This window comes from Streptomyces adelaidensis (assembly GCF_016598475.1).
Taxonomy (GTDB): Bacteria; Actinomycetota; Actinomycetes; order Streptomycetales; family Streptomycetaceae; genus Streptomyces; species Streptomyces adelaidensis.
The window spans coordinates 112,483-124,121 of record NZ_JAEMUX010000018.1; the positions used below are offsets into that span (position 1 = coordinate 112,483).

Sequence of the window (11,639 nt, forward strand, 5' to 3'; positions counted from 1 at the left end):
CGTCATCGCTGTGCCCGGAGCACCTCCTGGAACCACCGGTACGACGCCTTCGGCGTCCGCTCCAACGCCGCGGAGTCCTCGAAGTTCACATGCACCAGCCCGAACCGCCGCGCGTACCCCTGCGCCCACTCGAAGTTGTCGAGCAGCGACCACACGAAGTACCCGCGTACGTCGACGCCCGCCTCCGTGGCCCTGTGCAGCGCCCGGATGTGGCCGTCGAGGTAGGCGATGCGCCGCTGGTCGTCGATGTCGTCGTACGAGCAGCCGTTCTCGGTGATGACGACGGGCGGCAGCCGGTCGCCGTAGCGCTCGTGGAAGCCGGTCAGCAGCTCGGTCAGGCCCTCGGGGACGACGGGCCAGCCGAAGTCGGTTGTGGGGACGCCCTCGATCTGCTTGACGGTGAAGGGGAGTTCGGCCGGGATCGTGACGCCGCCGAACTCGATGTCCGCGCCCTCGGGAGCGCCCACCCGGGTCGGCGCGTAGTAGTTGATGCCGTACCAGTCCAGGGGCTCGGAGATGATCTTCAGGTCGGACCCGATGTCCGTGCCCGGCATCAACTCGCCGATTCCCTCCGGGTATTCGCCCAGCAGCACCGGCTCCGCGAAGAGCCGGTTGAGGAGCAGGTCGTAGAAGCCGGCCGCCTCCACGTCCGCCTGTTCCTCGGACGCGGCCCACGTCGGCCCGTGCGAGTTGGCGATGCCGATGTCCGTGACCCCGGCAGCGCGCAGCGCCCGTACGGCCAGGCCGTGGCCCAGCAGCTGGTGGTGGGCGGCGGGGAGCGCGTCGAACATCAGCTGCTTGCCCGGCGCGTGGGTGCCGAGGGCGTGACCCAGCAGGGTGTGCTCGGCCGGCTCGTTGATGGTGATCCACTTGGTGACGCGGTCGCCCAGCCGGGCGGCCACGACGGCGACGTACTCCGCGAACCGCTCGGCGGTGTCCCGGTTCAGCCAGCCGCCCGCCTCCTCCAGCGACGACGGCAGATCCCAGTGGAAGAGCGTCGGCACCGGCTGTACGCCCGCCCCGGCCAGTTCGTCCACCAGACGGTCGTAGAAGTCGAGTCCGCCGGGGGAGTTCACCCGGGGCCAGGAGATCGAGAAGCGGTACGCGCCCACTCCCAGGTCGCGCAGGAGGGCCACGTCCTCCGGGTAACGGTGGACGTGGTCGCAGGCCACCGCCGCCGTCGAGCCGTCCTTGATGTGGCCCGCCCCGGCCGAGAAGTCGTCCCACACGGAGGGCTCACGCTGCTCCGCGGCCCCCTCGATCTGATGGGAGGAGGTCGAGACGCCCCACAGGAAGCCGGCCGGGAACTGGGGTATCGGGTTGGTCGCCATGGGCGGATCATGCGTACCACGGGTAACGGAAGTCAACGCCCGAGGGTGAACCGCCCGTTACGTGCCGCGGCGGCCGCTCAGGCCCCCTCCTTCAGCACCCGCCTGATCAGCTCCCGCTGCTCCTCCGTCAGCCGGGGATCGGCGCAGTACACGGTCCTGTCGTCAACCGTGATCTCGTACGCGAAACCGTCGGGCACCCCGAGCGGCGCGGTGCCACGGCCGCCGGCGAGTGCCCGCTCGGCCAGGGCCTGCCATTGCGAGGCATCGGGCCGCCCGGCGGTGTTCACCACCGCGTGCCGCTCGATGCCCGCGAAACCGCCGGTGCGCCGCACTTCAATACGCATGGGTCATGTCTAGTACGGAACTACAGCGTCCGCACGCCCACCTGCTCCCAGGCCTTGAGCACGGCCTGGAGCTCGTCGCCGCTGTCGCCGTACCGTGCCTTCGCGGCGGCGACGGTCAGCGTGGCGAAGTCCACGAACAACGCCTGCTGGGTCAGCTCGCCGCCGGTGAGCACGTCGTACCAGATCTGCCCGGCCCGCTCCCAGGCGTGGCCGCCCAGCTCGGACGCGACCAGGTAGAACGCGTGGTTGGGGATACCGGAGTTGATGTGCACCCCGCCGTTGTCGCGGCCGGTGCGGACGAAGTCGTCCATGGTCGCCGGCTGCGGGTCCTTGCCGAGGACGTCGTCGTCGTACGCCGTGCCCGGGGCCTTCATCGAACGCAGGGCGGTGCCCGTGACGCGCGGGGCGAGCAGGCCCGCGCCGATCAGCCAGTCGGCCTCGGCGGCGGTCTGGCCGAGCGTGTACTGCTTGATGAGTGAGCCGAAGACGTCCGACATCGACTCGTTCAGGGCGCCCGGCTGCCCGAAGTACGTCAGGTTCGCCGTGTACTGGGTGACGCCGTGGCTCAGCTCGTGGCCGATGACGTCGATCGGGATGGTGAAGTCGAGGAAGATCTCACCGTCCCCGTCGCCGAACACCATCTGCTCGCCGTTCCAGAAGGCGTTGTTGTAGTCGCGGTCGTAGTGCACGGTCGCGTCCAGCGGCAGCCCGTCGCCGTTGATCGAGTCGCGCCCGTAGATCTTGCTGAACAGCTCGAAGGTGGCACCCAGGCCCGCGTACGCGCGGTTGACGGTCGCGTCCTTGCCGGGCTCGCTGCCCTCGTCGCGCACCTTCCGGCCGGGCAGGTCCGTGCCGTGCCGGGCGTCGTAGATGGTGCGGTGGGGTTTCTCCGCCTCGGCCCCGGCGGGCGCGGCGACGGTCGGGGCGCCGATGACCGTGGTCAGACGGCGGTGGGTGCGCTCGAAGGCGTCGCGCTGAAGGGTCTTGCGCGCGGCGTCGGCGAGTGCGGTTTCCTCGGACCGCGCGAGTCTGTCGAGGACATGTGGCGGGACGACGGTGCAGAAGACGGGCTCTTGGCCCCCGTTGGTGGTCATGGATGGCACGATCGCACTCCGTTAGGGGCGTGTCACTAGGGGCAACCTTGATTGGTGAAATGTGGCCGTATGGGTTGCGTTTCGTCAGCGCGTTGTTACTGGCTGTCGGTGGGCGGGTGCGGGTTCGTTGTGGCTGGTCGCGCGGTTCCCCACACCCCTGAAGAGGCGCTTATGTGAGCCTTTGCACTATTTGGTTCCGTAGTCGCTCGCATCCCGCATACTGATACAGCCCCCCGTACGGAGCGTGACTCGGTTAGGCTGCGTCGCATCATGCGTTTCGGGCTGCTTCTTCTTAGCTGCCGCGGCGAGGGCCTGTAGTCGAGGCCGACCCCCTCCCCGCGGTGGTTTGGTGTTGCGTCGTCGGCCGTCCTTTCCGGACCATCGAGGAGCCCCCGCAATCATGGCCAACCGCCAGCAGCCCACTTCCATGCCGGTCCACAAGTACGGCCGGTACGAGCAGGTCGAGATTCCCGACCGCACCTGGCCGAACAACCGGATCACCGCCGCCCCCCGCTGGCTCTCCACGGACCTGCGCGACGGCAACCAGGCACTGATCGACCCGATGTCGCCCGAGCGCAAGCGCCGGATGTTCGACCAACTGGTCAAGATGGGCTACAAGGAGATCGAGGTCGGCTTCCCGGCGTCGGGACAGACGGACTTCGACTTCGTACGGTCGATCGTCGAGGAGCCGGGGGCCATCCCCGACGACGTCACCATCTCCGTACTGACCCAGGCCCGCGAGGACCTGATCGAGCGGACCGTGGAGTCCCTGAAGGGCGCCAAGCGCGCGACCGTCCACCTGTACAACGCCACGGCCCCCGTCTTCCGGCGGGTCGTCTTCCGGGGCTCCAAGGAGCAGATCAAGCAGATCGCCGTCGACGGTACCCGCCTGGTCATGGAGTACGCGGAGAAGCTGCTGGGCCCCGAGACGGAGTTCGGCTACCAGTACAGCCCCGAGATCTTCACCGACACCGAGCTGGACTTCGCGCTGGAGGTCTGCGAGGCGGTGATGGACGTCTACCAGCCCGGTCCGGGCCGCGAGATCATCCTCAACCTGCCCGCCACGGTGGAGCGTTCGACCCCGTCGACGCACGCGGACCGCTTCGAGTGGATGGGCCGCAACATCTCCCGTCGCGAGCACGTCTGCATCTCCGTCCACCCGCACAACGACCGCGGTACGGCCGTCGCGGCGGCCGAGCTGGCGCTGATGGCCGGCGCCGACCGCGTCGAGGGCTGTCTGTTCGGGCAGGGCGAGCGCACCGGCAACGTCGACCTGGTCACCCTGGGCATGAACCTGTTCTCGCAGGGCGTCGACCCGCAGATCGACTTCTCCGACATCGACGAGATCCGTCGCACGTGGGAGTACTGCAACCAGATGGAGGTCCACCCGCGCCACCCGTACGTGGGCGACCTGGTCTACACGTCCTTCTCCGGCTCCCACCAGGACGCCATCAAGAAGGGCTTCGACGCCATGGAGGCGTCCGCCGCCGAGCAGGGCAAGACGGTCGACGACATCGAGTGGGCCGTCCCGTACCTGCCGATCGACCCGAAGGACGTCGGCCGCTCCTACGAGGCCGTGATCCGGGTCAACTCGCAGTCCGGCAAGGGCGGTATCGCGTACGTCCTGAAGAACGACCACAAGCTGGACCTGCCGCGCCGGATGCAGATCGAGTTCTCGAAGCTGATCCAGGCGAAGACGGACGCCGAGGGCGGCGAGGTCACCGGCGGCGCCATCTGGGGTGTCTTCCAGGACGAGTACCTGCCGAACCCGGACAACCCGTGGGGCCGTATCCAGGTCCGCAACAACCAGTCGACCACCGACAAGGACGGCGTGGACACGCTGACCGTGGAGGCGGAGGTCGACGGCGTGGAGACCACCCTGGTCGGCACCGGCAACGGCCCGATCTCGGCCTTCTTCCACGCACTGCAGGGCGTGGGCATCGACGCCCGCCTGCTGGACTACTCCGAGCACACGATGAGCGAGGGCGCCTCCGCGCAGGCCGCCTCGTACATCGAGGTCGCCATCGGGGACAAGGTTCTGTGGGGCATCGGTATCGACGCGAACACGACGCGTGCGTCTCTGAAGGCGGTCGTCTCCGCCGTCAACCGCGCTACGCGCTGACCAGCCTGACCGGCGGTTTGAAGGCCCCGTTCACCGAATATCGGCGGGCGGGGCCCCGTCGTGACCCGTTGTTTATCGGCCAAACCCTGTGCGGGTCGCGGGAAGGCCTCGTCCGGAGTACTGACTGAGCCTCACGGATGTGGCTAACATCACGCAAGCGCGGCGATGTTGCCGTGGGGTTACGGAGGTGCGACGTGCTGCCAGGACCGGGACCGATCGGCCGTGCCACCGTGCCCGCCCGCGTCGGGCCGTTCGGCCGTGTCACCGGGCTCTCGCGGGTCATGGGCACCCGGACCGCGTGGACGGGCGTCGGCGACGGCGAGTTCTTCTGCCCCGGCTGCGGAGGCGACCGCAACTACCAGCGCCTCACCGGCCGCCGCCGCTTCACCCTCCTCGGCGTCCCGGTACTGCCCCGGGGCGAGACCGGCCCGGTGGTGGAGTGCGCGGCCTGCCTCCAGCACTACGCCACGGACGTCCTCGACCACCCCACCACCACCCGCTTCGCCGCGATGCTCCGCGACGCCGTCCACACGGTCGCCCTCGCCGTCCTCGCGGCGGGCGGCACCTGCACCCGTACGTCGTTGTCCGTCGCCGCCACTGCCGTACGCTCCGCGGGCTTCGACGACTGCACCGAGGAGCAGCTGGGCGCCCTGGTGGAGGCCCTCGCCGCCGACACGGGCCGCTTCTTCGGGGAGCCGTGCGGCGCCGGACTGGCCATAGAGCTCCACGAGGCCCTGGACCCGCTGGCCCCGCATCTCGCGCCCACCGGACGAGAGGCGATCCTCCTCCAGGGCGCCCGCATCGCCCTGGCCGACGGGCCGTACACCCCGGCGGAGCGGGACGCGCTCTCCACGGTCGGGGCGGCGCTCACGATCTGCGGGGACGACGTGACACGGCTGCTGGCGGCGGCCCGGACCCCGTCGTAACCGCCACCGCCACCGCCACCACGCCACCATCCGGCCGTCTGTCCGTGCTCGCCCGTGTGGCTGCTCAGCCGCGCCGCCCTCGTCGACACCGAACTGGGCGGCCACCCACTCCCCGCCGGCGCGGGGCCGCTCTTCAGCCCCTACGCCCTCCACCGCGACCCGGACGTGTTCGCCGGGCCCGAGCGGTTCGACCCCGACCGCTGGATCGAGGACCGGATCGAACGCCGCCACCGGGAGGCGTTCATCCCCTTCGGCGCCGGCGCCCGCCGGTGCGTCGGCGACGCGTTCGCGCTCGCCGAGGCACAGATGGCCCTCGCGGTGATCTGCCGCCGGTGGCGGGTACGGGCGCGGCCGGGCGGCGCCCCCGCGCCGCTGCCGCGGATGGCCATGCGGCCACAGGGGGCACGGCTGGTCCTCGACCGCCGGACGGACCGGGCCCCCGCCGAAGAGGCGGGCGTACTCCCCGGGGAGTAACGCGGCCGCCGTGCCGCCCCGGGCAGTACGGATCAACTCGCCCTCACGCCCGACGAATCGCCCCTCCGGCGCCGGGAGTCTGGTGGATGTCCAGACACCCGTCGAGGAGGGGGGACCCCGGCATGGGGCCCGAGGAGTTCGCAAAGACCGGTGCGGCCGGGAGGGGCGCGGTGCGGGCGCGGCGGCGTGCCGTCCCGTGGCTGGTGCTCGGGTTGTGGGTGGTGCTGCTCGCCGTGGTGGCGCCGTTCGCCGCGAAGCTGGGGGAGGTGCAGCACGACCGGGCGGTGGACTACCTGCCGGCCAGTGCGGATTCCACCCAAGTGGCGAAGATCCAGGAGCGGTTGCCCGGCGGCGAGAGCACCGAGCTGGTGCTCGTGTACCACCGGGACGGCGGCCTGACGGCCGTCGACCGGACCGTCGCCGACGCGCAGGTCGCGCAGATCGGGGAGCGGGACCGGCTGGTCGGCCGTCCGGAGGGGGTCCCGTCGCAGGACGGGGCCACGCTCATGTACCCGGTGGCCAGCACCGGACCGGGCACCGACGAGAAGCTGCGGGACGCCTTCGTCGAGCGGGTACGGGACGTCGCCCACAGCGAGGACGGGCTGACGGTCGAGGTGGGCGGCCCGGGGGCCCTCGCCACCGACGCGGGCAAGGTCTACGAGGCGCTCGGCGGGCCGCTGCTCTACACCACCGTCGGCGTCGTCGCCGTCCTGCTGATCATCATCTACCGGAGCCCGGTGCTGTGGCTGGTACCGCTCGTCGTCGCCGGGATCGCGGACTTCATGTCGATGGGCGTGGCGTACGGGCTGAACCAGGCCTTCGGGACGACCGTGTCGGGCCAGAGCTCCGGCGTGATGACGATCCTGGTCTTCGGGGCCGGGACGGACTACGCGCTGCTGCTCGTCTCCCGCTACCGCGAGGAACTGCGGCGGATCGAGCGGCCGTACGAGGCGATGAGGGTCGCTCTGCGCGGCTGCGGGCCCGCCGTGCTCGCCTCGTCCGGGACGGTCGCGGTGGGGCTGCTGTGCCTGCTCGCGGCGGACCTCAACAGCAGCCGGGGCATGGGGCCCCTCGGTGCGGTGGGTGTGCTGTGCGCACTGCTCGCCATGCTCACCCTGCTGCCGGCGATCCTCGTCCTGCTGGGTCGGCGGGTCTTCTGGCCGCTCGTACCGGCGTACGGCAGTGAGCCGAAGCGGCGGAGGAGCCTGTTCTCGGCGATGGGCTCGTCCGCCGGGCGGCGGCCCCTGGTCGTGCTCGCCGGCGGAGCCGTACTGCTGGGCACGCTCGCCCTCGGCACGCTGAACCTGCCGGGCTCGCTCAAGCAGGAGGACTCCTTCGTCGACAAGCCTGAGTCGGTCGCGGCCATGGAGACCCTGGGCAAGGCCTTCCCCGGGCAGAGCACCCAGCCGATCTCGGTGATCACACCGTCCGGGCGGGCCGACGCCACGATCGCCGGGATCCGGGAGCACGAGGGGGTCGCGGCGGTCGAGCGGGGCCGTGACGGGGACGGCTGGACCGAGATCTCCGTCATCGCGAAGGGGGCGCCTCAGTCGGCCGCCGAGACCACCACCATCGAGTCGCTGCGGGACCGACTGCCGGAGTCCTACATCGGCGGGCCGAGCGCCGAACAGCTCGACCTCAAGGACACCAACGCCCGGGACCGGCTCGTCGTCGTACCGATCGTGCTGGTGTCCGTGCTGCTCATCCTGGTCGTCCTGCTCCGGAGCCTGGTCGCCCCGCTGCTGCTCGTCCTGGCCGTGGTCGCGGTGTGGGGGGCGTCGCTCGGCATCGGCGGACTGGTCTTCGGGCCGGTGTTGGGGTTCGAGGGGACCGATCCGGGCCTCGGCCTGCTGTCCTTCGTCTTCCTCGTCGCCCTCGGTGTCGACTACGGGATCTTCCTCATGCACCGGATGCGCGAGGAGTCCCTCGCCGGCGCGGAACCGGCCGCCGCCGCGCTCACCGCGCTGCGGACGACAGGCGGGGTCATCGCCTCCGCCGGGCTCGTGCTGGCCGCGACCTTCGCCGTGCTGCTGAACATGGGGCTCGTCCAACTCGTCGAGCTCGGCTTCGTCATCGCGGTCGGCGTCCTCCTCGACACCTTCCTCGTCCGTACGTACCTCGTGACCAGCGCGAGCGTCGCGCTGCGGCGGAAGGTGTGGTGGCCGGGAGCGCTGTCGCGGGAGCCGGCGGAGCCCGTCGGTCCGCCGCCGGGCGAGACGCCCGACCGGGAACGCGTGGCCGTCGGCTGACAACCGGAATCACCACCGGGGCGCCCCTCCCTCCCGGAGGGGCACCCTCCTGACGGAGGATGAGCCCGTGACGGGGAACACGAGTACGAGTGCCGAGACGGTCGGCGCCAAGGGCACAATGCGGCCGGGGTTCGTCGAACGGCTGCGTACGGCCGCCCGGGTTCACCCCCTGCGGTTCGACGCGTATCTCGCGGTCGCCCTGGCCGTCTTCGACTGCGCGACCGCCGCCGTCATCACCGGCGACGGGCGCGTCCCGGGCCCGCCGGGCTTCGCCCTGCTGCTCGCCGTCCATCTGCCGCTGGTCTGGCGCCGACGCCACCCGCTGCTCGCGCTCTGGGCGCTGGTGGCCCTCGTCGCCCCGTACCACGCCTCCGACTACAACCACCCGGCCGCCGTCGCCCCGGCCATGCTGGCGCTCTACACGGTCGCGGTGAGCGGCACGGCCCGCCGCACGCTGCTCACCGGCGCCGCCGTCGTCGGCGTCACCCTGACCGTCAACGCGCTGTTCACACCCCACCAGATCCCGGAGTTCCTGCGGATCTCCGGCTGGATCGTCTCCGTCCTCGTCTTCGGCGGATATGTCCGTATCCACCGCCAGTACGTCGACTCCGTCGTCCAACGGGCCGAGCGCGCCGAACGCACCCGCGAGGAGGAGGCGCGGCGGCGGGTCGCGGAGGAGCGGCTGCGCATCGCCCGTGACCTGCACGACCTGCTCGCCCACAGCATCACGCTCATCGGCGTGCAGACCTCCGTCGCCGCGCACGTCCTCGCCGCCGACCCCGGCCGCCTCGACCGCGCCGCCGTCGCCGAGGCCCTCGACGACATCGCCGAGACCTGCCGCAGCGCCCGCGGCGAACTCCGCGGCACGCTGGAGGTGTTGCGCGAGTCCGAGTACGGCGGCGGTGCGCGTGGCCCGCTGCCGGGCCTCGACGGCCTCTCCGACCTCGTCGACGCGGCCCGCACGGCGGGGGCCAGCGTCGAGGTCACGGTCACCGCCGACGGCGTACCCTCCGGCGTGGGTGCCGCCGCCTACCGCATCGTGCAGGAGGCACTGACCAACTCCGTACGGCATGGGGGAGCGGGCGTGGGGATACGGGTGGAGCTGCGGGGCGGGGGAGGGGTGCTTCGGGTGCGGGTGACGGATGACGGGGCGGGCTCTGGTTCTGGCGCGGGTTCCGGTTCCGGCTTCGGGATTCTCGGTATGCGGGAGCGGGCCCGCAGCGTCGGCGGCACGCTGGACGCCGGGCCACGCGAGGGGGGCGGTTTCGACGTGGGGGCGGTGCTGCCACTGGGCGGGGTCGGCGAGCGACACATGGCTGATGCCGGTGCCGGTGCCGGTGCCGGTGCCGGTGCCGGTGTGGGTGTGGGCGACGGCGACGGCGACGACGACGAGCGCGTGCGGAGGGCGGCCCGATGACCGACCGCACCATCCGCGTACTCCTCGCCGACGACCAGACGCTCGTCCGCGCCGCCTTCGCCATGCTCGTGGAGTCGGCGCCGGACATGGAGGTGGTCGGGCAGGCGGGGACGGGCCGGGAGGCGGTGGAGCTGGCACGCACCGCGCGGGCCGACCTCGTCATCATGGACCTGCGCATGCCCGACCTGGACGGCATCGAGGCCACCCGCCTCATCGCGGCGGACGACGACCTCGCGGGCGTACGGGTCCTGGTGCTCACCACGTACGACACCGACGAGTACGTCGTGGAGGCCCTGCGCGCCGGTGCCTCCGGCTTCCTCGTCAAGGACATGCGGCCGGCGGAACTCCTGGACGCCATCCGCACGGTGGCCGCCGGCGACGCGCTCCTCTCCCCGGGCCCCACGGCCCGCCTCATCGCCCGCCTGCTGCGCGGCCCGTCAACGCCACCCGTGCCGCTGACGGGAGGCCCCGACGGCCTCTCCGACCGCGAGAAGGAAGTCCTCGGCCTCGTCGCGCGCGGCCTCAACAACACCGAGATCGCCGACACCCTGGGCCTCAGCCCGCTGACCGCCAAGACCCACGTCAGCCGCATCATGGGCAAACTGGGCGCACGGGACCGGGCCCAGCTGGTGATCGTGGCGTACGAGTCGGGACTGGTGACGCCCGGAGCGGTCTGAGTCGCCCCGCCTGCCGCTGCCGAGCCTCCTCAGGCAGTCGGTCCGACGGTCAGGAGGACCAGGCCCAGAGCGAGGACGGCGAGCCCGCACCAGGAAGCGGCCGGCAGGCGTTCACCGAGGACGGCGACCCCCAGGACCGCCGCCACGGCGGGCTCGCCCATGGTCAGCGCCGTGGCCACCGACACCGGCGTACGCCGCAGCCCCCGCCCGTAGAGCCGGTAGGCCAGGCAGAGGGTGAACAGGGCGAGTTACACCGCCACCGCCGCGCCGCGCGTGGTGGCGAGCCACTCCATGTCGACGAACAGGAACAGCGGCAGGACGAGCAGCCCGGCCGCGCCGAACAGCACGCCCATCACCGCGTCGGACGAGTGGCCGCGCGCGATGAACCTGCCGCCGATCAGGGCGTAGACGGCGTACGACAGGCCCCCGCACACCGCGAGGACGACGCCCGTCAGATCCATCGGCGAGGCGGCTCCGGCGAGCTCGGGACCCAGCACCAGGAGGGTGCAGCCCAGCACGGTAGCCAGGGTGGCGCCGGTCCAGCGTGCTGTCGGCCGGACCCGTCCGGTGATCCAGGCCAGCAGTCCGGCGAACACCGGCGCGCTGCCCAACGCGATCACGGTGGCCACCGCCACGCCGGTCCGGGCCACCGCCGGATAGAACACGACCGGATACCCGGCCACCGCCAGCGCACCGAGAGCGAGCAGCCACCGCTCCGCACGGGTGCAGGCGGCGGGCAACGAGCGCGCGCCGCGAGAAGTGAGGAACAGCAGGATGCCGCCGAGCGCGAGCCCGGCGCAGCCGATGGCCGCCGCCGGCGCGCCGACCGGTGCCAGCGAACTGGCGGTCCCGGTCGTCCCCCACACCACGGCCGAGACGAGGATGGGCGCGGGCCCGCTGAGGAGACCGCCACGAGCGGGGCGCGGACCGGCGGCTGCCGGGCGCGCGGGAGTCAGAGAGGAAGTGCGGTTCGGCACAGTCGTGATCTTCCGTCGTCGAATACGT

11 protein-coding genes are annotated in these 11,639 nt (G+C 71.7%); 6 read left to right on the forward strand and 5 right to left on the reverse strand.

What is annotated here, in order from left to right; genetic code table 11:
• Positions 1-2: 2 nt before the first annotated feature.
• The 3 genes from I8N67_RS13485 to I8N67_RS13495 all read right to left on the reverse strand — a co-directional run bounded on the left by I8N67_RS13485 (position 3) and on the right by I8N67_RS13495 (position 2,769).
• On the reverse strand, positions 3-1,331 hold the full coding sequence (locus I8N67_RS13485; protein WP_200303290.1) for a GH1 family beta-glucosidase: 1,329 nt from the start codon (positions 1,329-1,331) through the stop codon (positions 3-5).
• Positions 1,332-1,408: 77 nt separating this feature from the next.
• The gene (locus tag I8N67_RS13490; protein WP_200303291.1) at positions 1,409-1,675 is read right to left on the reverse strand and encodes a protealysin inhibitor emfourin; all 267 of its coding nucleotides are present in this window, start codon (positions 1,673-1,675) and stop codon (positions 1,409-1,411) included.
• 20 nt (positions 1,676-1,695) lie between these two features.
• A complete protein-coding gene (locus I8N67_RS13495; RefSeq protein WP_200303292.1) occupies positions 1,696-2,769 on the reverse strand; it encodes a M4 family metallopeptidase in 1,074 nt (357 codons plus the stop codon).
• Positions 2,770-3,169: 400 nt separating this feature from the next.
• Between I8N67_RS13495 and leuA the strand changes: the two genes are divergently transcribed.
• From leuA to I8N67_RS13525, 6 genes are all read left to right on the forward strand, one after another.
• Positions 3,170-4,891 carry a 2-isopropylmalate synthase gene (gene leuA, locus I8N67_RS13500; RefSeq protein WP_200303293.1) on the forward strand — a complete coding sequence of 574 codons (1,722 nt, stop codon included), beginning with the start codon at positions 3,170-3,172 and terminating at the stop codon, positions 4,889-4,891.
• A 194-nt stretch (positions 4,892-5,085) separates the two neighbouring features.
• Positions 5,086-5,817 carry a tellurite resistance TerB family protein gene (locus I8N67_RS13505; protein WP_200303294.1) on the forward strand — a complete coding sequence of 244 codons (732 nt, stop codon included), beginning with the start codon at positions 5,086-5,088 and terminating at the stop codon, positions 5,815-5,817.
• A gap of 54 nt (positions 5,818-5,871) precedes the next feature.
• Positions 5,872-6,291: a cytochrome P450 gene (locus I8N67_RS13510; RefSeq protein WP_200303295.1), complete on the forward strand. Its 420-nt coding sequence runs from the start codon at positions 5,872-5,874 to the stop codon at positions 6,289-6,291.
• A 122-nt stretch (positions 6,292-6,413) separates the two neighbouring features.
• On the forward strand, positions 6,414-8,540 hold the full coding sequence (locus I8N67_RS13515) for an MMPL family transporter (protein ID WP_200303296.1): 2,127 nt from the start codon (positions 6,414-6,416) through the stop codon (positions 8,538-8,540).
• Between the two features lie 118 nt (positions 8,541-8,658).
• On the forward strand, positions 8,659-9,957 hold the full coding sequence (locus tag I8N67_RS13520; RefSeq protein ID WP_200303302.1) for a sensor histidine kinase: 1,299 nt from the start codon (positions 8,659-8,661) through the stop codon (positions 9,955-9,957).
• Positions 9,954-10,634 (forward strand): response regulator, encoded by a 681-nt coding sequence (locus I8N67_RS13525; protein ID WP_200303297.1) that lies wholly within the window; start codon positions 9,954-9,956, stop codon positions 10,632-10,634. The genes I8N67_RS13520 and I8N67_RS13525 overlap by 4 nt, the downstream gene beginning before the upstream one ends.
• Positions 10,635-10,663: 29 nt before the next feature.
• Here the strand turns inward: I8N67_RS13525 and I8N67_RS42560 are convergent, their stop codons facing one another.
• Positions 10,664-10,876 carry an EamA family transporter gene (locus tag I8N67_RS42560; RefSeq protein ID WP_267912739.1) on the reverse strand — a complete coding sequence of 71 codons (213 nt, stop codon included), beginning with the start codon at positions 10,874-10,876 and terminating at the stop codon, positions 10,664-10,666.
• Positions 10,877-10,882: 6 nt separating this feature from the next.
• Positions 10,883-11,639: EamA family transporter (locus I8N67_RS13530; protein WP_234045618.1), on the reverse strand; the 757-nt coding region annotated here is incomplete at its 5' end.